12 protein-coding genes are annotated in these 24,697 nt (G+C 49.6%); 1 reads left to right on the top strand and 11 read right to left on the bottom strand.

Going from position 1 to position 24,697, the window contains the following annotated elements:
- Positions 1 to 3: 3 nt before the first annotated feature.
- The 10 genes from PAT3040_RS09680 to PAT3040_RS09635 all read right to left on the bottom strand — a co-directional run bounded on the left by PAT3040_RS09680 (position 4) and on the right by PAT3040_RS09635 (position 21,759).
- A complete protein-coding gene (locus tag PAT3040_RS09680; RefSeq protein WP_373863934.1) occupies positions 4 to 1,488 on the bottom strand; it encodes a sensor histidine kinase in 1,485 nt (494 codons plus the stop codon).
- A gap of 350 nt (positions 1,489 to 1,838) precedes the next feature.
- A complete protein-coding gene (locus PAT3040_RS09675) occupies positions 1,839 to 3,203 on the bottom strand; it encodes an ABC transporter substrate-binding protein (RefSeq protein WP_108992455.1) in 1,365 nt (454 codons plus the stop codon).
- An 85-nt stretch (positions 3,204 to 3,288) separates the two neighbouring features.
- Complete coding sequence (locus PAT3040_RS09670; protein ID WP_108992454.1) at positions 3,289 to 4,149, bottom strand: carbohydrate ABC transporter permease; 861 nt, start codon at positions 4,147 to 4,149, stop codon at positions 3,289 to 3,291.
- Between the two features lie 2 nt (positions 4,150 to 4,151).
- Positions 4,152 to 5,090 carry a carbohydrate ABC transporter permease gene (locus PAT3040_RS09665; RefSeq protein WP_258234915.1) on the bottom strand — a complete coding sequence of 313 codons (939 nt, stop codon included), beginning with the start codon at positions 5,088 to 5,090 and terminating at the stop codon, positions 4,152 to 4,154.
- Positions 5,091 to 5,251: 161 nt separating this feature from the next.
- Positions 5,252 to 10,975 (bottom strand): PQQ-dependent sugar dehydrogenase, encoded by a 5,724-nt coding sequence (locus tag PAT3040_RS09660; RefSeq protein WP_108992453.1) that lies wholly within the window; start codon positions 10,973 to 10,975, stop codon positions 5,252 to 5,254.
- Between the two features lie 131 nt (positions 10,976 to 11,106).
- Positions 11,107 to 18,321 (bottom strand): S-layer homology domain-containing protein, encoded by a 7,215-nt coding sequence (locus PAT3040_RS09655; RefSeq protein WP_181376532.1) that lies wholly within the window; start codon positions 18,319 to 18,321, stop codon positions 11,107 to 11,109.
- A 555-nt stretch (positions 18,322 to 18,876) separates the two neighbouring features.
- A complete protein-coding gene (locus tag PAT3040_RS09650; protein WP_258234914.1) occupies positions 18,877 to 19,683 on the bottom strand; it encodes a polysaccharide deacetylase family protein in 807 nt (268 codons plus the stop codon).
- Between the two features lie 70 nt (positions 19,684 to 19,753).
- Positions 19,754 to 20,428: a molybdate ABC transporter permease subunit gene (gene modB, locus PAT3040_RS09645; protein ID WP_108992451.1), complete on the bottom strand. Its 675-nt coding sequence runs from the start codon at positions 20,426 to 20,428 to the stop codon at positions 19,754 to 19,756.
- A complete protein-coding gene (gene modA, locus PAT3040_RS09640) occupies positions 20,425 to 21,189 on the bottom strand; it encodes a molybdate ABC transporter substrate-binding protein (protein ID WP_108992463.1) in 765 nt (254 codons plus the stop codon). Before modA ends, modB begins: the two co-directional genes overlap by 4 nt.
- 324 nt (positions 21,190 to 21,513) lie before the next feature.
- Positions 21,514 to 21,759 carry a hypothetical protein gene (locus tag PAT3040_RS09635; protein ID WP_108992450.1) on the bottom strand — a complete coding sequence of 82 codons (246 nt, stop codon included), beginning with the start codon at positions 21,757 to 21,759 and terminating at the stop codon, positions 21,514 to 21,516.
- A gap of 175 nt (positions 21,760 to 21,934) precedes the next feature.
- On the opposite strand from PAT3040_RS09635, the gene PAT3040_RS09630 reads away from it, so the two are divergent.
- Positions 21,935 to 23,008: a helix-turn-helix transcriptional regulator gene (locus tag PAT3040_RS09630; RefSeq protein WP_108992449.1), complete on the top strand. Its 1,074-nt coding sequence runs from the start codon at positions 21,935 to 21,937 to the stop codon at positions 23,006 to 23,008.
- A gap of 113 nt (positions 23,009 to 23,121) precedes the next feature.
- On the opposite strand, the gene PAT3040_RS09625 is transcribed toward PAT3040_RS09630, so the two are convergent.
- A partial coding sequence (locus PAT3040_RS09625; RefSeq protein ID WP_181376531.1) for an S-layer homology domain-containing protein occupies positions 23,122 to 24,697 on the bottom strand: 1,576 nt, incomplete at its 5' end.

Genomic DNA, 24,697 nt, shown 5'->3' with positions numbered 1-24,697 from the left:
CCATCAGCTCCGAATTTTTACGGTGACCGTGACACCGCCCCCAGTGTTGGCATGATAAGTAAGACCGTAGGACAAACCATAGTTTAATTGCAATCGCTTGTTCACGTTATGAGTACCGAAACCGATCATATCATTGCCCGGATCACTCGATTTCAGGCTTTGGTTCATCGAAGCCAAATCTTCTTCAGACATGCCTACTCCGTTATCTTCAACCATCATGATGATATCCCTACCATCCGCATAACCTCTTATCGCAATTAAACCTTGGCCCCTATGTTGCTTAATGCCGTGATAGATGGCGTTTTCAACTAGTGGCTGCAACGTAAGTTTCACGATATGACATTCTGAAATATCCGGGTCGATATCGATTTCGTAAATAAAATCTTCCCTGTATCTCAAATGTTGAATATATAAATAATTTTTAATATGTTCGATTTCCTGAGCGATTGTAATAATTTCGCTTCCTTTGTTGATGCTGATTCGAAAAAATTGGGATAACGCCGTCACCATTTCTCCAGCTTCTTTTGTATCTCCCATTTCATAAAGCTGTCTTATCGAATACAGCGTGTTATACAAAAAATGCGGTTTGATTTGAGATTGAAGAACTGCAAGTTCTGCGGCTCTCTTTTTTTCCTGTTCATTTTCCACTTCTTTCAGAAGATCCCTGATTCGGTGCATCATATCCTGAATCCCCCTGCTCAAGACGCCTATTTCATTGGACACGCTCGTCTTAAACGGAATATCCAAATTGCCCTCCTCGATCCGGTTCACTTTGCGGGTCAAGTTGATGAGCGGCTTCGTAATAATATTGGCAATAACATTGGAAAGAAATACAGCCGCGATGATCACCAACAACATTACAATCATCATGACATATTTGATGGAATTCACTCTCTCCAAAACTTCTCTTTCCGGTAAGACCGCAGCAATCTTCCATTTATTAATAGGCAATGTATCATAAAAAACGAGCATATTTTCATCCTGATTGCTAGTCATAATTAGTTGACCCGCGCTTTCCTCCGTCTGCATCAGTTCATTTTGCAGCAACTCTTCCTTTATTTCATAGCGCTTCTCTACATTTTTGAAGCGCATCATGCCGTCATTGCTGACGATCGTCAAATAACCGTTGGTGCTGATTTTCGCATTATTGAGAATATCGCTGAAGAACTTGCTTTTGATATTAAATAGCAACATCCCCTTGGTATTGTAACGGTCTTTCCCAAACATTTTGTAAGCGCTAACAACCTTTGGTGCATTCAACTCTTTTTCATCATGAATATTAAGCCACTTGATGATGGAAAGGCGCGAACTATCCAGTTTTTCCGCGTAGTTTTCCAGTGTAATATGAGCGTTGGAGTTGCGGGAGTCTCGTTTGTACCAAGAGATTCGGCCCTGATTATAATAAAACAACACCGAATCGAGCATCGAATAGCGATCAAAGTAAGCTTCCAAAGATTTATCGATAAAAATATAATCCTGCGGATCCAAATCTCTTTCAGGGTTGTCCGACCCTCTCATAATAGATAGCCATTGCGAATTATTCTCCAATGCAATAAGCTCAACAACAAATATAGTCAGCTTATCGTTTATAAGATCTTTGGTTTGCGCGATGGTATCATTAATGCTTGTAATGGTATTGGACTGAATTTGCTGCGAAGCCAATCTGATCGAGATCCATCCGGTTATGAGCACAAAAAGGATGATAATCGGGATAAACAGCCATATTATAGTCGATTTTATTGAATGAAATCCAGGCATCTCATCCCCCCGTTTGAGACAATAAGAGGAGAGCGAAAGTTCGCTCACCTCTTGCGTAATCTGAGTCTCTACTTATAGGATTACTTTTTCATTGCTGCTATATATTCCGCTTGCGCCTGTTCCATTGAATCCGCCCATCCTTTAACGAAACTTTCAACCGTCATTTTGTCAGTAAGCACCTTCTGAAAGTCCGGCTCAAGTTGTTGTGTCGTAATTTTGGTATAATCAGGAAGATAGAAAGGCAGCTTCAATGAAATCGTATCTGGGTCTTCCAGCACTTGAGCGCCTTGTTGAATATGCTGCGTGTTCTTTACATAATCGCTTTGAAGGGAAACTGTGTTTGTTGGCATTTGAGCAATATTTTCATTCCAGTACGTCTGGCTTTCAGCAGACATCAGGAAGCTGAGGAATTTCCAGGCTTCTTCCGGGTGTTTCGAATCTTTGAACAGAACCAGACCGTTTGCAACCGGAACGACAACCCGTTTGCCATTGTCGGATTTAGGCGGAATCAGACCTGCGAACTTGTCCGTGCCCAAATTCGTTACGTGATCGTTGTATGAACCAAAGTTATGTTGAATCATTGCGGTTGTCGAAGTATCGAAGTTGGCATTCATTTCTTTGTTGCCATTTGTAACGTCGCTGACCGGAGTATTCTTTTTATAAAGAGCAACGTATTTATTCAGAAACTCAACAACTTTCGGATCGTTTACTGTAGCTTTGCCGTCTGCCGTAAAATATTCGCCAATACCGGAATAAGCATAAATCATGGAAGTAAGCTGATTGATGCTTCCGCCGCCGCCGCGAATACTGAAGCCGTAACGATTGTTCGGGATATCTGTTAATTGCTCAATGTTCTTAAAGAAGTCGTCCCATGTGTCCGGCGCGTTCAATCCGGCATCCTTTACCCAATCCGTTCTGTACCATAGAATATCCAGGAACATCGTATGCGGCAGATAATAGAGCTTGCCGTCTGCCGACAAACCGCGATCAAAATCAATCATGTTCGCAGAAATTTTATCTTTCTCGCTCCATGCGTCGAAGTACGGATCAAGTTCCGCGACAGCGCCTTTCGCCACGAAATCGGACAGCCATACCATGTTGATGCCTGCAACGTCCGGCGTATCGTTGGCAGCAATAGCAACGTCATATTTCTGTTTGTTGCTGCTGGCAGGAATGCCGACATACTCCACCTTGATGTGCGGATTTTGATCTTCGAAGCGTTTGATCAGTTCTTCGTAGAACGGCGTGCGGTTCGGACCCGGATTTTCATCCCAGAATGTCAGCGTCACATTCTCTTGCGGCTTTGACGTTGCTTCAGATTGTTTCTCTGGCGCTTTTGACGGTTCTGTTGTGCTTGAACCGTTCTGCCCACCGCTGCAGCCGGCAAGTGTCAAAGTAAATGCCAGACCGATTGCCATCATTACTGTTAGACCCTTCTTGTACATTTATAACAGCTCCTTTTGAGTGTATACTAAATCCATAAACGAATAAATACTCGTATGGATAATAGCAAAATACAGTTACTTCCAATTAACCCTTTACTGCCCCTGCACTCATGCCTTGCACCAAAAACTTTTGCACATATGCGAACAAAATAATGACCGGCAATACTGTGATGACGCTCCCGGCAGCCAACGCGCCGTATTGGATATCGTAAGTGCCTTGCATGGACCGCAAGCCAACCGGCAATGTAAAGAGAGAGGTTTTGCTTATCAACATAAGCCCGAAAAGAAATTCGTTCCACGCACCTATGAAAGTATAGACCATTGTAGCCACGATCCCCGGCAGCAGAAGCGGAAATATGATTAAATAGATCGCTTTCAATCGGCTGCACCCATCTACCATGGCAGCTTCCTCAAGCTGTTCGGGGATATTGGTAATGAATCCGCTCATAAGAATAGCATTGAACGGGAGCTGAAACGTGCTGTAGATGATGATCAGAGCGAATAAATTGTTGCTCAGATTCAAGTTTCTAAAGGTTTCGAACAGTGGGATGAGAAGCATGGCCCCGGGTATAAATTGCGTACATAACAGCATAAGCATAAACAAATTTTTTCCCGCGAAGTTAAATCGGCTAATGGCATAACCCACTAGAATCGAAGTAATTAATACGACGACAACCGTTACCCCCGAGACATACAGACTATTAACGAAAAACTTTGAAAATCCTGAAACGTTCCAAGCTATTCTGAAATTTTCGAAAGTGGCCGGACTAGGCAAATATTGAATCGGGAGTTTCGCGATATCGCCCTCTCGTTTGAACGCCGTCACAATAACCCAATATAACGGGAATAGCGTAAACGCCATCGCGAGAAACAACGGTATATACAACATAAGTGATTTATCTAACAGCTTTACGACTGATCGTCTCACGGTTAGCGTATTTTTCATCGTTACAGCTCCTTTCCGAATCGGCTCAGTTTCAAATACAATACTGCAAATAGCAATAATATGAAGAAGCCGACTACTGTTAAAGCTGAACCGTATCCGAAGTCTTGCGCATAGATGGCCTGTTTAACTATATACATGGGAAGCGTTGTGGTCATATCGACCGGCCCGCCCGTACCATTAGTCATAACGAATATCAGATCGACGTTATTAAACTCCCATACCGCCCTTAACAAGGTTGTAAACACGATCGTATTTTTCAGGAACGGCAGCGTAATGTGAACAAACGACTTCCAGCGCCCCGCCCCATCTACTACAGCTGATTCATATAAATCGTTGGGAATCGTCTGCAGCGCAGCCAGGATCGCAATGGTGAAAAACGGAATTCCTCTCCACAACTCGGCCGTGACGATGGATGGAAATACGGTGTTCAGTTCTGCCAGCCAGGCGATTTTACGATCGATCATACCTACTTTCATCAGTAGATCGTTAATGATGCCCATTTGTTCATTAAACAGCAATCCCCAAACCGTCGATGTTACAACGCCAGATATCGCCCATGGTATAATCGCCGCTGCTCTGAACACGCCACGGAATCTAAAAGCTTGATTAAGCATCAGCGCTATACCGAGTCCAAAAATCAGTTGTAAAACTACTTCGCTGGTTACCCATTTGAAGGTCACCATCAAACTCGTAAGAAACAAGTCGTCATTGGTGAAGATCGTTTTGAAATTTTCAAAACCAATGTAACCGTTTTCGTAAGCTTTTGCCGGATTGAATTTCTGCAAGCTGTAATAGAACACATTGGCAACCGGATAAAATAAAAACCCTGTAATGAGTAAAATTGCAGGTGCAATTAGAATATAAGGCGTCCAATTAATGCGTGACTTCATTTTTTTGAATGCCCCTAATTGTCGAATTGCGCTGGAATCATACTTACTCATGGTGTCCCTCCCCATTCTGTAACATTTTCTTCTTATGTCCCCATTTTATCGCGCCTGCTCTATCGGATGAATCCAATATTGTTATGTACTTGTTTGATATTATTATCACTTTTTATTGTTAAATAAGAGAGCAGGCCCCGAGAGGAAGCCTGCTCTATCCGTCAAACTATTTCGAACGACTTGTTTAGCAGATTGTAAATAATTTGCGCGGCTTCGGCGCGCGTCGTGATGCCTTTCGGCGCGAATTGACCCGCCACGCGGCCTTTGACCAGTCCCAATTCTGCAGCCGCGTTCACGTAATCCGCCGCCCAAGACGCCACCTGGCTTGCGTCGCCAAACTTCGATTGCGTATAGCTGCCAAGCTTCGCGCCGTTTATCGCTTCATAAGCTCTCATTAACATAACAACCATTTCTTCGCGGGTAATGGCCCCCTTCGGATCGAAGATCGAACCGCTCTTGCCCCTCACGATGCCAGCTTGCACCGCCAATGCGATCGGTTGCGCGTACCAGTCCGTTGCCTTGACGTCCGTGAACGAGATCTTCGCTGCCTCCGTCAGCTTTAACGCATTTGCCAGCAGCGCCGCAAATTCGGCACGCGTAATCGCCCTTTCCGGCTCGAACGTCCATACGCTCGTACCGTTCACGATCTGTTTGGCCGCCAGCTCTTGAATCGGCTGGAACGCCCAATGCTTTGCGCCCAGATCCGTAAACGTCTTTTTATACTCCAGTATCGCGTATTTGCTGAAATGCCAAATCTCGGCGACCATCTCTCCGTCAATAAGTGTTCCTCCGACATATTCCAGCGTGCCGTTGTCGCCGATATAATAGATTCCCGTCAAGCCCGGATTTAACGCGCCTTTCACTTTCAATCGAAGCGTAATCGGCTGATTAAAACTTGTTAACAAAGATGACTTGCCGTCCTTGTCAACAACCGCCAGGCTCAATTCGTATACTTCTCCGACAACGTTAAGCTGCGCATGGCTCGCGCTCGCTCCCGTTGCGACAATTCGTCTCTTCGCCGCTGCCGCCAGCGGATTGAAATGGAGCACAATTTCGCTGTCGGACAGCCCTTTCGCTGCGGCCAGGGCTTGCAGCTGTTTGATCACTTCGGCAGGCAATTCGAAGGATACCGTCTCCGTCTCAATCGCGAGCGTATGCGAGCCAAGCGATTCGGCCGCGTCGGCAGGCAATACGATTCGCTTCACATCGCCCGCCGCCTGAACGGTCACTTTGCCGTCTGCCGCATGGGCGCTTAATTCCTGCAAGCTAACGCGGTAGGAATCCTTGTCGCCGTTGCCGGAAACGGGCGGCACGTTCGTATTGCCCGGGTTGCCGAGCGGCGGACCCGAATCGTCCGGTGGCTGAGGGACGCTCTTGGCCGGTACCGCGACCGTAAGAGATGCGGTGCTAGCCTTGCTGTTGTCGCTCGTTCTCGTTACTTCCAATACAATCGTCACTGTTGTGTCTGCGCTTGGGGGAGTGATTTTCCCGTCTAACGCGATAATATCGGTACGGCTTGATGTCTTGATCGCTACTGTGTAGCCTGATGGCATCATTGGCAATACGAGCGCAGCCGCGTCTTTCGCCGGCGCAGCAAGCGCCGTAACAGTCGCCGCGATGTCTGCCGCCGTCGGCACATGCTCCGCAACGGAAACGACATAGATTGCTTTCGTTGTTCCGTCTTCCGCCGTCACGACCAGCTTGTCTCCGGTGACCAGCGCGCCGTTTTCTTTCGCTGCATCGCTTGAGTCCGTTACAGCGTACGTCTGAACAGATCCATCCGACGATTCGATTTGCGCAAGCAGCTCCGCTACCGTTGTGCCGAAGATGGCATGAATCGTTAGCGACGCGCCGTCAACGTCCGTCAGGTTGGGATGACCCGAAGCTTTCAGCTGGATATCCGTGTCGGAGCTCTGTCCGGCCGACTTCGGAGTCAGCTTGACGATCCGGTCTTTGTTCGGATCGGAATGATTGCTCGACGAGATGTAAATATTGCCGTCCATGTCCTCGAACACGTCTCTGATCCGCCCGTAATCGCTGTTGAAAAACGCCTCTTCGATAATTCTTCCGTCTTCGAACGACAACAGAATTAGCTGCGAGCCGCGCAAATTGGTGACAAACAATTTGCCTGCCCACGGACCTTTCTTGATAAAAGCGATTCCCGACGGCGCCAACCGATCTGTTCCGGTATGAAGAAGGGGCGCTCTAAGCGTTACGCCGTTTACTTCGATTTCCATATCGCCTTCTACGATCGGCCAGCCGTAGTTGCCTCCCGGCACGATGATGTTGACTTCCTCGTGGCCGGCATCGCCATGCTCGGTGCTGTACAATACGTTCGTTCCGCTCTGCCAGGCCAATCCTTGAGGATTTCTGTGCCCGTACGAGTAGACGTACGGATTGACTGACGAATTTTCGATAAACGGATTGTCGGCCGGCACGCTGCCGTCCAATGCCATCCGCAATATTTTGCCACCCAAATCTTTTAAATCCTGCGCCTTGGACGATACGTAAGTTTCGCCTGTCGTCACGTACAAGTGGCCGTCCGGACCGATCTTGATCCGCCCTCCGCTATGATTTCCGTTGCCGTTCGTGGCCGTCGCCGGAATATCGTCCAGTAGCGTTCTGTCTACTGTTGCCGTGTTGCCGTCCGCGGAAAGCTTAAGGCGCAATACCCGATTCGCCGCATTCGTGCCCGCTTTGATGTAAGACTGGTACACATACATATACCGATTGGTTGCAAAGTCGGGGTCGAGCACCAAGCCCAACAAGCCGCTTTCCCCTTTGAGGAACAGGTTGGCCGACAAATCAATAACAGGCTGCGAAGCCACCACATCGTTGCGCATTAGCCGCACCTTGCCGTTTCTTTCGGTGAAATACAACGTTCTGTCCGGCGCCATGTCGAAGGCCCATGGAATATGCAAACTCTCGGCAACCACGTTCACTTGATAAGGCATTTCCGTTTTTCTCGGGATCGCAACGGTGACGGTATAACTTTTTGTCGCTAATCCGTCTTCCGCCGTGACGATCACTTTGTCTCCCGATGCCAGATGAGCGCCCGTTTTTTTGACAACCGGCGTTTTGGAATCCCGGCTGCCCGACGTACTCATGACGGCATAACTCTGAACGGAGTTGTCCGTCGATTCCAACTGTCCCGCGATATCCGCCGCCGTGGCGCCGCCCAATACCGAAATGGTGCTGTTCGACGTATTGACCGATAACACAAAAGGATGCGAGCCCTTTAATTTAATATTCGTGTTGGAACTGCCTATCGGTTTGGCCGGCACCACAACCGGAATTTCATCCGTTGTGGCCGACAATCCATCCGAGTTGCGGGTAACCTCGAGAACGAGATTAACGGTTGTTTCCGCATCGGGCGGTATGATAACGCCATTGGCAGTGATGACTGCCGGATTCAGTGTTTGTTGAATAGAAATCGTGTATCCATGCGGAACGCTCGGCAACGTTAACTGCGTTGCGCCTTTTGCTGGCGCAGGTATCGACGTGATGCCGTTCGCAATCGTCTCGGGATCTGAATCCTCATCCGCTACCAGCTTGATTAATTTGATATAGTCGAATGTCAAATTGTAGTTGGAGCTTGCGGCGGTTTTCCCCGTTACGACAAATCTGAATGTATGATTGCCTGCCTCGGTGAAGGTCACGTTCCCCAGATCGGCGACCAGGAATTCCTGCGTCGCTTTGTATTCGTCCACTGGAGGACCTTGTTGAATACCGTCCACATAAAGCTGGGTGATCCCTCTGTTATTGTTCGTTTTGTAACTGAATTCGACTTTGTATTCGCCCGCCTCAGGTACGTTTAATGTAAATTCGATCCAATCATTTACTTTCGGCGCGGACGCAAATTGCAAGTATTGATTTGTTATCGAATTCCCCCCTGCAGCTCTGCTCGTTCCCGGCCCGCCGGGAATGACCGTAAATTGTGCCGTTGAACCGGGGTACACAATGCCTTCTCTTGGATCGGGACCGCCAGGACCGCTGCTTGCGCCCGGCACTTTCACAGGGATGGCCGCCGTATTTTTCGCGGCTCCGTCCGCAGTTCTTCTGACTTGAAGAACGAGATTGACCGTCTTATCCGTAGCCGGTTGGGTAATCCCCCCGTCTCTGTTGATTACGGATTCATCGCTGGAGCTGAAAATGCCTATGCTGTAGCCTCCCGTCACTTCCGGCATTATGATTTGGGTATCGTCTGGCGACGGTGCCGTGATTACGGTCAATAAGGCCGCAATGTCATCAATCGGATCGGCGCTTGTTTGAATAAACATGGCCGAAGCATCGTATCCTTGGCCGTCTCCGTTCACTATCTTGGCCCGGACTGTGGTCGTTTGGCTAACAGTGAACGGCGCTGTATATAGCGTCGAGTCAGCAGACGGTTCGCTGCCGTCGGTTGTATACCGAATTTCAGCCTGTGGATGAAGCGCTTTCAACTCGACCTGTTGCGATCCGGAGAAATAAGCGCCGTAAGGCTCCATTGTCAATTTGGATATTTTCAACATTCTGGTGCTATGAGGAGCAATGCTCTCGCTGTATGACGACATTGTGCCAAGCGTTTCGTGAGACCACATATCGCTGACCAAATATTGCCCGGTAAGCCCCAGGTCCGCCGAGAAATCAATCGATCTGGTTTGAGGGGTATCTTCCCGGTTGAATAACGCGACTACCCAGGTTTGATCGGGAAGCTGCCCCTTCCAGATTTGACTCAGTGGATTTTTATTGTCCTGGGATAACGGCTTGGCATAAAATCCGCGTTTATTCAAGTCGAGTATTTCCCAGTTGGTATAATAGAAGCCGTTTCTGCCCATTTCATTATATCTGTCGCCAATATTAATGCTGCTTCCCGCCATCGCGATCAAGCTGATTCTCGTTTTCTTTTCTGCGTCGGTGCTCGCATTGCCGCCGGAGCTAAGCACGGAGAAATCGCCATCAATGGCAACTTTCCCCTCTCCGGACAAATCGGCGAACGAAATAAATCCGTCAAAGAGATTATAGGCCGGCGGCCACGTGTTCGTTCTCGTTTGGCCTTTGTTTCGGTTGCTGGTATGGAACCATACTCCCGGTTGGGCTGCATCGGTTCTCCAGTCCTCGCTTGCTCTCAGCAGGTTTGCCGTAGCCACCTCATCCGCAGCATGATTAACATTGTTGGTGTTGGCGTAATACAAAATAAGATCGTCGCCCGCCGCTTCGAACATCCAATCGTATAATTTTTTAACCGCTGCATGCCCGTATACATTTTCGTAGTATCGCAAAAAGTCGATTTTGAGCAAATCCACGCCTTGGTTAATATAATATTTAATCATGCCTTGAACGTATTCTTTAGATCCCTCGGCGTCAGGATTGACCATGTATCTGGTTTGATGCATATATGTCGGATTGTCAATAATCAAGCTTCTTAACGGAATATTTGTTCCGACTACTTTCAAAGTGTCGTCCTTCACCAAATCCTGGTGCAGCCAGGAAGGATTATAATATATCCCCAGCTTCAGACCTTTGGCATGCAGATAATCCGCCCAATATTTCCAATCATTCACCCAGTTGTTTTTGTATTTGGTAATATAGCCGTTTTCGTTATGGGCAGTCGAATCCCCCACCCAACCGTCCACGCATATATATTCATATCCATATTGCAGGAAGTTTGCGGCGATCCAGTCCGAATTCGCGAGCATGTGCGCCTCGGTAAAGCTTCCGCCGTACGGTGTCGCATGCCAGCCTAATATCCCGCTCACTTTTTCGTTATTGTATTTGCTGTTCGACGCTTCCGCTTTTTCGATTCCCGCGAATGGCCCGGTAAAAACACCTCCAAATACGAGAGCGAAAATCAGGATGGCAATCCATGCAGACTTACATTTCGCAAGCAACACCTTTCTATTCACTTATATTACCTCCATTTACATTATTTTCTCTAACAACCGAAACGAGCTAGCCTTGGAAGCAAGGTCCCGTTCATGACGGTTGCCTTGCTTCCGAAGTTTAGCTCTTTCGTTACATGGTGTCTTTCATAGTTCTATTCCACGAATCTCAGTTGCACCGATTCCAGCACCAGCTGGTGATTGCTTCCATTCGACAAAATGGTAAAGATGAACTTTTGTCTCCCTTGCTCGAAGCTCCTCGTATCCATCGTTGTCATGCTGAACTTATGAGCGGTCGTTACATTTCCGTTACTATCGATGAGATTGTTGTAATATACCGGGTTGCTCAGCGCTCCAGTCGCCAGCCGTTCCCCGATTTTGTTCTCCTCTGCAACATCATTTAAATACAGCATCGTGTCGCCTCTGGTACCATGTTTGTATACAACATCGATCTTGTACGTTCCCGCGATAGCGACATTGGTTTCAATTGCAACCCAGCCGTTTAAGGCGGCAGCGCCGTTGGATGTTTGAACGTAATTCGCCCTCGGCGATCCTGCGTAGAACGTATCGTCGGATGAAGCGGCGCCTGAGTTTGCGGAGAAGGTTACATTGGCGTTAAGTCCGTTTGTTCGTTGGAACGCAAATTTGAAGTCCATGAATACCGATGCCTTCATGACGATTTCCTGGCCCGGATTGCTGCTGTTAAAAAACTTGACGACATACCCGTCGTAGATCAAATCCGCGGCATTTGCTTGCGTAACACCATCCGCCTTGTAAACGTTGTAATCGACTGCGATTACGTTGGCGCTTAACATCTCGTTCCGCAGATCGGACACTTTGATGCCAGGTTCCAAAATCAAATGGGTCTCGTCTCCTTCGCCGACGCGATACTTCTCTGTTCCTCTTATGAGCATGCTGCCTTCCTTCACGACCAGACCGAGCTCGGCCACGATGGATGCATCGATCGTATACTGCAGCGTTGTCACGCCGTCCGCTGCAGTCACGAACAGCCGGTCACCGGTAATGAGAGTGTCTCCGCTGCCCTTTGGTGCTTCCACAACATCCGTCACCCGGTAAGTTTGCTCGGTTTTATCTTTTGCTTCAATTGAAGCAAGCAATTGAGCGACCGTCGCGCCGTTGTATACGTTCACTTGATTCGTTTCTGAATTTATGCCGGCGATCGCGATTTGAGCCGATTTGGCTTCAATCGTTGTGTTTTTGCTCAGCGCAGCGATCCCTTCAAAGGTGTATTCCGCCGTATACCGGGCATCCGCCGACGTGACCGTCAATTTGTCCGTTGCAAGCAGCGGACCGGTTGTTTTGGCTGCCCCTGCTTCATTTGTGACCGCATATGTCTGGGTGGAGCCATCGGTTGACGAAATCGCATTTCGCAAGTCCGGCACGGTCACGAAACCGCTGACGGCAATCACTTTGCTGTCGTTGTCGATGGCAAATGCGCCGGATGCCGATTTGATGTTCGTGTTCGAACTTTTGTCTCCAATCAGCTCGATGCTGTCCACAATGATCGTGTACACGGAGCTGGACGAATTTTTGCCGATAATGGTGGAACGAACGATTAGGTCTCCCGTCGTTTGAATGTGTACATTGCTAATGTCGACGGTATGGTAACCCGATGGTCCGTACTCGTCAATCGGACCGCCCACGTCGACGCCGTTGACCGATACCTGAACCGTACCGCGTCCGACGTTGGCCGCATTATTGCTCTTGTAGGTATACTTCAAGGTGTATTTGCCCGCCGGAACGTTCGGGATGGAATAGTCGATATAATCTCCTACCGTACCGCCGTTAAATTCACGGTTCGCTCCGCCGCTAGCCGTGGCTTCGCTGTTCGTCTTGGTCGTAATAGCCGCGCCGGATATCACGTATGTGGCCGTTTCGCCTTCGATTTTGATCGATGCCGCGCCCGCACTCGCCGTGAGGATCAGATACGACATGCTTGTTCCGCCCGAGGAGACGATCAACCAGTCGCCCTGCGAAAGCTGGCCGGACGGCTTCGGCGCATGAGCGCTGTCCGTCACTGCAAATTGCAGCGTATTCTCCGCAATCAGCGGTTCGATCTGGGACAGCAGCTGAGCCACCGTCGCGCCATGGAGTACTCGTATCGAATCGGAGCCGATGCCGGAAATATTCGGATGGTTCGCCTTCACCTTAATTCGAATATCCTCGCCGACATGAATCGTATAGTCGACCGAAGTGCTGCCGTTTTCCGCCGTTACCCGTAGAATGTCGCCATTTGCCAGCACCGCTCCAACCGCAACCTGATCGCTTCCGCGCCATACTTGATAACTTTGCGCGGAGCCGTCTTCGGATGCAAGCTTGGCGAGCAGTTCGCTTGCCGTTGCGCCGGTCAAGGCATTCAAGGTGCGTGCCGTGTTGTTTAATCCGATAATTTTGCCGCTCTGCGACAGCAAGGTCAGATTCACATTGTTGCTCTTCGCTACGTTTATCGTAAATGACTTGGTCGCAGCGCCGCTCTCCGAGGTGACGATCAGTTTATCTCCGCTAACGAGATTGGCCGTTGTTTTGGACTGGCCTTCCTCGTCTGTAATGGCATAGCTTTGAGTGGAATCGTCAACTGCGGCGATACTCCCACGAAGTTGCTCAATCGTAGTGCCGAACGCGACAGCAATCGTGCCTGCTTCATTATTCAGGTTCTCGATATGATTGCCTGCTTGCTTCAGTTCTACCGCGTCGCTCATCGGATGCGGGTACGTCTGCTTCGCCGTTACGGCGACATTCGACATATTCGGCAGCGATGTCAACTGATTCCCCCAAGAATGGACATAATACGAAGAATTTTTGACCGTAACGTCGCTGGCATTTCTCAATTGAAGAAGGTTCCGGTTGCCCGTGCCTTTTACCATCGTCATATTGTCGATCGTCGCGCCGTGAACATCATCCAGTACGATCGCGTAACGATCGTCGTTGCGTTCGAAGTTGACGGTTACGTCCTTGAACGACAAACCTTGGACATGTCTCGCCCAGAAGCCGTAGGACGGCTGCTCTCCGATATCCGCAACATTGTATTTGCCAACGCCCAGCTCCGGCGGACTAATTTCCGAATCGGCGAATTTGTTGCCGCCTTTGACGAGTACGTCGACATTCTCGAATTGCAAATTCTCGATATAGCCGATGTTGCGACCGTCCGGCAGTACCGGCCCGCCTTGGCCAACCTTATAGCCTGCAATAATCGGCGTTGCTTTCGCCTGATTGTTGTAAGCTACCCATCTATTGGCCGGATTGCCGTATTGGCTGCCTTGATACACTTCTTCAATGTTGACATCTTTGATGTAAATATTTCTTACGCGTCCGATATTAACGTTCGTGCTTAATAACTCATCTCTTTCAATTCCGTTTTCCATAAATTTCATTCTGGTGGCATCGCCGCCGATGACGCGTCCCCGGTTGGAGATGGAGATAAAGAACGGCGCACGCGTACGTCTCATTTCCGAGACATGATGAATTGGACCTGTCTGCCCATGGTTCAGATAGACGTTTTCGACATGCGCGCCGTCGTTTGTGGATATCGAGAAGCCCGCCTTGTTGCCCGCCAGCACGTAGATATTGTCCACATAGACGTCTTTGATGTCGTCGACGGTCTCACTGCCGATCTGGAACAGATTGCAGTTGGTGTCGCCGATAATATTGCGTACATAGAATTCTCTTACCGGCCGCGTAAAACCAAGCGATGAGTCGCTGCCGAGCTTGACGATATCGTCGGACACGCCTTTGGCATAGATATTTTTTGCCCAAACATGGCCGCTCTGCATATAGTCAAAGATGTCTCTGGCGCCGCCGCCGCTGCCTTTATCGTAATAAAAATCATGTGTGTTGATGTAATCCGTGCCAGTGGCGAGCAATGCGAAATGTCCAGCGCGATCGACTTTCAGCATGTTGCTGATATCTCTCTGCTTCACTTCATTGCTTCCGTCCGGATCAATGCTTGCGATGTAATAGGGTTCGTCGGTCGTTGGTGAATTGGTTTCCTCATACCACAGGTCAAGTCCGTTGTCCAAACCACCGAATTCAAAGTTGGTGCTCAGCTTCAAGGTTACCATCTTATCCGTGCGATTGTCCGGATCGTTGTTCATAACTCCGTCGCTGGTCACCAGATTGCCGTTACCCGTTATGGTTCCGTTTCCGATAATTTTGACGTTATCTATTCTTTCGCCGAAGAACATGCTGTTTCTAAAATAGTGATGACCCACATCCTGCTTCGTCAAGTAGTTCTCCGGATCTCTGTACGGTCCGGTCGAAGTGGCGGATGTGCCCGAACGGTAACCGCGGTCGGAGAAATACGTCGTTTCCGGCGCGTCGCCGCCTCTTAACGCGGCGATTGTCGCGTCTTGATGAATATACAGATATACGTTGCTTTGCAGATGCACGGTCCGGACATTAAATCTGCCGTTCTCGAAGAGCAGCGTACCGCCGCCGAGCGAATTCAGATATTTAATGGCATTGTTAATCGCATCCGTATCGTCGGAGTTTCCGCCCGCACCGGTAGCGCCCATCAGCTTTGCATTGAATCTGCCGGAGTAGAATTTAGCCAGGTTGGATTCACCTGCATTCTCCCCACCTGTAACGACCAATTTAAAGTGATACTCCGTATTCGGCGTCAGGTTGGCGATCTCCGCTTCTGTGCTTGCCGCGCCGACAGATATGCCGCTGTCGGTCCAAGTAGCGCCTTTGTTCGACGATACCATCAGCTTGACGGACGTCGCGTTCTTGGGAGCCGTCCACTTGAATTCAACCTTCGTATACGTGCCCGACGTCTCTTTGTAGGTCAGACTCTTATCCAATACTCGATTGAAGTCGCTTACGGTGGTCACGGCATTTAAGCTTGTTCCGCCCCACGGACTCGTCAAGGCTTCCGGCTCGGATGTCTTGTAGGAGGCTTCGAATTCATAGCTGCCCGCATTTACGTTTACGCCTTGGAAAGTAATTTGAAGATCGGGACCATTCGCCGGTCTGAAGTCAAGGCCCTTGAACGTAATCGTCTGGCTTCCGTCTGCATGGTCAGCTATCGTCGCGGTGCCCACTTGCTGGAACCTGTATCCTGCGCCTACTCTGCCAATAGACTGTGTAGCGAGGCCCGATAGCTTAACATTGCCTCTGCCGATGACATTGACCAGCGTATTGTCCATCGTGGCATGGATTCCTTTAGGCACTTTAAGCACCACTTCGGTTGCCGGGCTTCTCATTCCCGCGTAGAAATTCAGGACCACGTCGGATTGCGTATTCGCGGTAATGGTGTCCGTCACGAACTGAATGTCGCCTCTTAAAGCGCCTTTGACAATGTTAATCGTATAATCACGAGAATCGTGCCCCGAGGTGACCGTTAAGATGTCGCCTTGCGCGAGTGGCGACGACATTTGTTTCGTTCCGCTTGCCCCTCTGACGGTATAAGTCTGCGATACATCTGTTTTGGATGTTATTTGGGTAAGCAAGTCGGCTACCGTTTTGATTGTAAGCGTCGTACGTCCTGCTCCTTCTGCTGTATCGACCGTGTAGATAAAGGTGTCTCCCGATGTAATACGGATTGAACTATCGGTAATTTCGCTAATGTAATTATAAGCTTCTTGCGTCAATTGAATGGCTGTATTCTCGCTTGATTTGGCCGGTACGGCTACCGGGATGGTTGCAGTGCTTGCTTTCGATTGGTCGGAAGTTCTCGTCACTTCCAACACCAGATTGATGGTCGTGTTCGCGGCAGGCGGCACGATAGTACCATCAAGCGCAATCACGCTTGCGTTGCTGGACGTTTTAATAGCTACAGTAAATCCTGCCGGCACCGTCGGCAGCGTTAACGTTGTTGCGTTTTTCGCCGGCGCATCAATCGTATGGATCGCAGCCGCGATTTCAGCTGCGGTTGTCGGTATCGCTGTCGGTGTCGGCGTCACTGTCGCTGTCGGCGTCACTGTCGCTGTTGGCGTCACTGTCGCTGTCGGCGTCACTGTCGCTGTCGGCGCCACTGTCGCTGTCGGCGGCGTTGTCGCTGTCGGCGGCGTTGTTGTCGTTCCGCTGCCTGGATTGTTTCCGCCGGGAATATCCACCGTTACTCCGGAAGCAACCGTCAAGTGGTCAGGTTTTATCTCCATGGTTACGCCATTTGCCTTAATAGTAGCCGACTTGATTTTGCCTGATCCATTTACAACAATTCCCGATTCGATCGTGAATTGAGAAATATTTGCTTTGTCTTCTACGCTAATAGTGGAACCCGCTGCGCCTTTTTTTACATCAAAGGTCGCAACAGAACCGTTTAACACGCGAACGTTAACTCCCGACGTTTCAACGGATACTTGCTCGAAGTCGCCATCGAGCTTAATTACTTGACCTGCGCCAATCATTTGCAAAATCTGTACTTTGCCAAACCCCATGCCTGTTAATCTGTCGTCTTGAAGCTTTACCCCTGAATGCAATTGAACGTTAGGAATGTCGGTATCGCCTTTCGCGACGATTCTGACTTTGCCGTCCATCTTGATAACCACAAGCGTTCCTGCTAGCAATGAATTGTTAATAATGATACTGTTCTCGCCCCCGCCTCGAACAATCGTCTTGCCGAGAACCGTTACGTTGTCCAGATATACATCGCCCTCACCCACGCCGGGCGCAATATACAAATGCCCGTGGATTGTCATATCCTTCAGGGTTACTCCCTTTGTATTGACGACCAGGTTGGATGCAATCTGACCTGTATACGTATTAGAGGAATTAAACACTTCTCCCGCTACATTACTTAGCATCTTTACTGTCTCCGCTCTCGTAATGCTGGCTGCGGGATCGAAATTGCCATTTCCTCGACCGGATACATAGCCGCCTTCAGCCAAAGCGCTAATCGCGCTCTTGCCCCAAGCGGCGATTCGATCGCTGTCGCTGAAACGCGAAGCGAAATGGGGGTCATTGGCAGCCAAATCAAAAGCCCTGGCGATAATGACTGACGCCTCTTGCCGAGTAATAGATGCGTTAGGCCTGAATGTATAGTTGTCATAACCGCTGACAATACCTGCAGCGACCGCCTTGGTCAGTTCGTTATAGTACCAATCGGTCGAGTTCACGTCTGTGAAATGTACGGAAGATTGAGCTTGATATCCGAACACTCTGCTGACCATGACAACAAATTCTGCCCTTGTAATTGAAGAGTTCGGTTTAAAAGTATGGTCATTATATCCGCTTACAAGTCCCTTTTCAGACCAATTGTCAATTTCCGGTAAAGCCCAATGATCCGAAATATCCGTAAAACTCGAAGAAGCCGCTGATTCTGTTGCAGCCGCGACAAATCCAGGGATGCTTGTAAACAGCATAGTGAAAATAACAGCTATTGACAGCCATTTCCTTGATCGATGTCTCATGCCTTTCCCTCCACTTTCAATGATAGAAGCACTCTCCAACATCAGAAATTATGTTTGCTATCCCACTTCCATTAAAATCTCAATGCTTTTCCCCCTTTTATGTCATTGTTCAACTCGCATAGATCCGACAAATCGTTTTTACACGCGCGAGAGGTTTTTCGCAGACTAGTAAGCGTTTTCACCAGAGAGTTGATGCAGCAGAAACTTAGACCTCCAATGGTTTCATTGGGTATTTCTTATAATAGCCTAGTATTAAATCGTTGCGAGTTAAATATTATTTAATAGTTGTTTCATTTCATTACTTTCTATCACTAGCGATGCATGATGGTTATTGGAATCTTTATGCAATCCGGGTCTCCACTTTCGTTTAGTCGAAATCATTGCCGAACAACACTTTTTTCAGATCGGCCGACGCCACCAAGAAGTCCATATACTTTTTGTACAGGGTTATCTGGAAATTCACGTGCACAAAAGAGAAGAACCTCGTCGATCGTGGGATCGGCGAGGTTCTTGATCGTTTCGACGTTGAAGATGGCCTGGCAGCAAACTTAACAACTACAACTTAATCGTCTTGCCCGCCGGCACCATGGCCGACTCCCCGTCAACGCCGATCCATACATCGGTAGCAGACGGATTGTGGACAAGACTCCTGTCGACAGAAAAACGGAGTGCGCTTACGGCATTCTGGTATGCGATCAGCTCCGACATTGCGGTATGCCAAAGATTTTCACGGCCGCCCAGCAGCTCGCCGACACGGTCGACCAACTCCCAATTGTCGTCATTGGCAAACTCATAACTATGCCCCCAAATAAACAACAGCTCCATACGCGAGTGGCGAGACTGCAAAGCCAAGAACTCCTCCGCTTTCTCCACCATCGTCTTGTGATGGCAGGTAGGGTGCCAACGCAATGGGTCCGCTGGCATGTGGAAACCGCCGTGGCTTTGCACCGTACGCGCATTCTCGATGCCCAGAGCAGGCAGCATCTCCACCACCTTGTCGTTGTAGGTGCCGAACGGGTAGCTCATGCCCCGAACCGGATACCCGACAAGCGCTTCAAGCGCCGCCCTGTCCGTCAAAATCTCCTCCGCCACCTGATCCGAAGGCGACTGCTCGAGGAACGGATGCGTCACCGTGTGCGCGGACACTTCATGCCCTTCGAATAATGCCCGAACCTCTTCCGCTTGGATGTACCCGTCCCGTCCAAAAAATCCGGAATTGAGATGGAACGTGCCTTTCAGTCCGTATCGATTCATCATCTCGACTAACCGACGATCGTGCTCGCGTCCGTCGTCGAAACTGAATACGACAGCTTTTTGGCTGCCGTTCGGGAAACGATCGAATTTGATTTTGCGTGTGGCCAAGAGACTATCCCCTTTCATCCTCGCATTGTTCGTTATCAAACTCTATCATACTGGATCAAGGGGCTTCCGCCTAGTGCCTTCCTTTCCATCGCCCCGTCAATAGGAGCATTAGAAACGAGATCATAACGATGCCAATCGTCCAGGCCCATGCCATCGTCATGCGGCCGGCATCAACCGCCACATAGATCGCGGTAGGCACCGTTTGGGTTTTGCCGGGTATGTTGCCTGCAATCATCAGGGTCGCGCCGAACTCGCCCAGGCCGCGGGCGAAGCCGAGCACATAGGCCGTCACTAGCGAGCGCCAGGCAAGCGGCAACGTAATCATGCGGAACACCTGCATGTTGCTGGCTCCCATGGATCGCGCCGACTCCTCCAGCTCGCGGTCGACGGAGTCGAAGCCGACCCTCATCGTCTGGTAGACAAGCGGGAAGGCAACGACGACAGCCGCGATGACGGCCGCCCACACGCTAAATATAACTGGCGACGAGAAAAGCCATTCGATCGTTTGACCGACCCAGCTTCTGCGTCCGAGCAGCATAAGCAGCAGGAAGCCCACAACGGTCGGCGGCAAAACAAGCGGGAGCAGGAACGCCGTATCCACCATCGTTTGTCCGCGGAATTTCCTGCGGGACATCCACCATGCCGCGGCGATGCCAAGCACGGCAGCTACGATGCTGGACAGCAGCGTGACCTGGATGGACAGCCGAATCGGCGGCCAGAATGTCTGCCAGTCGATGCTGATCACGAATTCGGAACGGAGAAGCCGTATTGGACGAAGACGTCCAACGCTTCCTTGCTCTGCAGAAATTCAAGGAACGCCGCCGCTTCCTCCGGATGCTCCGTCGCCTTCACGATGCCGACCGGATACCGAATCGGCGTGTAGCTGTCCGGCGATACGGCAAAGGCTACCTTGGATGCGGTCGACGACATCGCGTCCGTTCGGTATACGAAGCCGACATCCGCATTGCCCGTCTCCACATAGCTCAGCACTTGGCGAACATCCTTGGCTTGTACTATTACGCCTTGCAATGGATCCCACATTGCCGCATGCTCGAGTGCCTCTTTGGCGTAGCTCCCCGCAGGGACGCTCTCCGGAATGCCGATCGCGATTCGTTTTACGTCAGCTCCCTGCAAGTCCTGCACGGCGGCAAGGTCCAGCTTGCTGTCTGTTGGTACAACAACGACGAGATCGTTGCCAAGCAGGTTGCTTTGCTGTCCCTCTTCGATGTAACCGCCGTCCACCAGAGCTTTCATGTTCTTCGTAGCGGCCGACAAAAACAGATCAACAGGGGCGCCTTCCTCGATCTGAGTCTGCAGCGCGCCGGAAGCTCCGAAATTGTACAGAATCCTCACGTCGCCTTCGGCTTTGGACTCATATAAGCTTTTTAATTGTTCGAGGGCATCCGTCAGACTGGCAGCGGCAGACACCGTCAGCTCGACCGGCGTTTCCGCAGCATTCTGCTGCTTTTTGTTCGAGCCCGTCGCGCAGCCAGCCATGATCAGCATGACCGCTAACGCTAATAACCCTATCGCATGAAACCTTACGGTTCTCTCCGACACTCACCCAGCACCTTCCATCTCATTATATCTATTTATGTCTAGATATAATTATAATTCTGCTTTTGGTTGGATGTAAACCTTCATGTGAGGTAATATCACTCTAGCGAAGGTATGCCTTTTGAGTATCTTAGGTACAAGACGCCTGCCCCTGCTCCGTTCGCGGCTATTGCGGCACACTGCAACCCGATTTTCTCGGGCTACAGCCCCGCAAAGCTCCCGCGAGCATCAAAAAAAGGGAGCCTTCGCCCCCTTTTTTATCCAAACGTTACTCTACCACGTCATCAACCCTCTAGTAAAACGGTCCCGCCGCGTCGAACATCCCGGGAATCCGTTGATGTCTTGAACAGTATGGAATGGATACTGTTTAGCGGCATATTGGTTCTGGTACATGTATTCTTGCAGGATGACCGTGTTGTTGTTCAAGCTGCATAAGATGCCGGGTACGCCTTGACCATTCGTCAAGGATACCCCGACAGGCTGACCGATGAGCATCGTCGCCTTCTGATACCATGGCATGGGCTGCACACCTCCTCACACCATCGTATGTGGCGCCACTCCCAAGAAATCTTGACCAGCGCCCGCTTCAGATTACCAAGTTTGCTCTTGTACGGAACAGGAGCCGCTTCCCAACTCTTATGCTACAATAGAACTCATAGATTAACGGCCTAATTTAGCGGGAGGAACATATGCTATGTCACAACCGTCCGACATCTCTTATACTACCGACGAACTCGCGAAGCTGCTCAAGATTTCCAAGCTGACCGTCTATGACCTGATCAAAAAAGGAGAGCTGCCCTCCTACCGCGTCGGCAAACAAATGAGGGTGGACGCCTCCGACCTGGAGGCGTACAAGCGTCGAAACCGAACGGTCCCGGAGGTTTCTTCTGGGCGACGTAACGCCTTGCACGATGTCAGGACAGTCGCCGAATCAACCGGAATGTCGCTTGCCGCAGCAAGGTTAGACCAGGGAACGGCGCAAGACCAGCGGGATGCTGCAACTTTGGACGTGAAGACCGCAGAAATCGCTCCGACCGCTGCTGCAAGCTCCCCGCCATTTCCCCGCTCCATTGTTATTACGGGACAGGACATCAGTCTGGACATTCTCGCCAGACATCTGGAAACTGAGATGCCTGAGTACCGGATGCTCCGGTCGCACATCGGCAGCATGGACAGCCTGATCCGCATGTACAAGGGCGAAGCCGATCTTGTCAGTACCCATCTGCTGGACGGGGACAGCGGCGAATACAACGTGCCATACATCCGTCGTATACTCGTCGGCATGCCGCATCTCGTCGTCAATCTTTTGACCCGCAGCGCAGGTCTGTTCGTCGCGGAGGGCAATCCGCACGTCATCACAGGCTGGACCGACCTCGCTCGTCCCGGCATGCGCATCGCGAACCGGGAGCAGGGCGCCGGCGCCCGCGTACTGCTCGACGAGCAGCTTCGTCTGCACCGCATCCCGCTGGAGGGCTTGCTGGGATACGAGAAGACGCTCACGAATCACCTGTCCGTGGCGGCTATGGTCGCCTCCGGAGAAGCCGACGTCGGCGTCGGAACGGCCAAAGCCGCCTCCATCGTACAAGGCGTCAGCTTCATCCCGCTCATTCAGGAGCGTTACGATCTGGTCATGCTGAAGCGGCCAGATAATAGGCCCTGGATCGAAGCCGTGCTCCGCATTCTCCGGTCGGACAGCTTCAAGCGAGAGCTTCGAGCGATTGCAGCCTACGATTTAAGCCACACCGGCGAAATCATGGCGGAGGCTTGATGCCTCCGCCCGCTTCTTCCCGAAAGGTCGGGCATTCTATTTTTCACAGAGAGTCCCCCCGGTTCAACTTCCTAATCCGCTCCCCTTCAACCTACTTGTATCTAAAGCTTTATTTATTCACTTTGCCAATCCAAAATACGAGTTAGAATCACTGCCGCTTCTGCACGTGTCAATGTATCTAATGGCGCTAAAAAGCCACCTGTTTTACCTTGAATCAAACCTTGTTGATAGACAGACTGTACGGCCTGTATCGCCCAAGATGGAATTTGATCCAGATCTACGAACGGCAGAACAGTTTCCGTATTTACTTGCAACTGTAACGCTCGCGCAAGAATCTCAATCATTTCCACACGTGTCATCGTTTGATTCGGATGGAAGCTACCATCAGGATAACCCGAAACAATACCCGCACTGATTGCTTTACCAATCGCCGTTCTTGCCCATTCCGCAATTTGCCGTTCATCGGTAAAATTCAACTCACTCACCGATACATCTAATTTCAGGACATTCATAAGCATGACAATAAACTCAGCCCGAGTAACGAAACGTTCTGGCTTAAATTGACCATCAGGGTACCCGTTTATCAATTGCTCACGATACAATCTTTTTATCGCACTTTGTGCCCAATGTGATTGGATGTCCGTGAAATGACTTGCAGATGCTTCAACTTCCTCTTCATTAAGCTGCTGTAAATCCGTATTATCGGGCAGAACAGGCGTATAACTCCCTCCCGAATAAGAAGTCGTACGAATAACTTTTGCGAGTCCAGCGTTCTCATAACCTAATGAATTAACAGCTTTTACTGTAAAAGTATACTGCGTATTGGAATTCAATTCTGCAACGCGATACGTGGATGTCTCTGCCGTTACTTCTTCGATTAGTTCGCCATCTTTATAAATACGATAGCTCTCCGCATTCCAAGCGTCAGGCCAGCTTAATTGCACACTGGATTGTGCAACTTGTGAAATAGATAATTCACTTCCATTTGCCCACTGAGCAAGCGTTGGCTCCACAATACCCGCGCCCGTTCCAATTTCATAAATATGAACGGCCAGTGGTTCAAAAGTATCTGTAAACTGTCCATCTACCCATGTTACATTACGATTTTCGTTCCATACGCGTACTGCATCATTGTCGAATTGCTCGGACGTAAACGTCACTTGCTGTGCTGTTTCGCTGTTGTTTACCGCAAATATATACACATGATCATTGTAGCTTTTAACCATCATTTTTAAACCATCTGCTGTTGAATGTGTAATTGCCGGGATAGCCTCTTCGGATAGGATAACAGGTGCCATCAATTCTACTTCTTTAGCAACTTGCTTCGTATTTTCAAGCAACGATTCGTAGCTAGCGCCACTCGCATCACGCTTCAAATCGAATAAAGAATAGAATAAGATCCCTTTTGCACCTTCTGCAAGATACTGCCATGTCATATTGCGCATTTCTTCTGTTGTCGGTCCACGTAATGCATCTAATGTGCCGTAATTGCGAATGTTATGCGCCTGTACGACTGGCCATTGTCCCATCTTGCCAAGACTGTCTGTCATCGTTTTTTGCATATTCCCTATAATACTTAAGTCATCCGCTGGCTGACCGTGTAGCGGATAGAAATCTAAACCAAATAAATCCGAAGTATGGCGAATACTGTACGAATCCTGAATATGATAATCTACCGTATAGGCTGGG

This window comes from Paenibacillus agaridevorans (assembly GCF_003112455.1).
GTDB classification, from domain to species: Bacteria; Bacillota; Bacilli; order Paenibacillales; family Paenibacillaceae; genus Pristimantibacillus; species Pristimantibacillus agaridevorans.
Note: the sequence above shows the minus strand (reverse complement) of the source record. Positions and strands in the feature narration are given on the sequence as shown.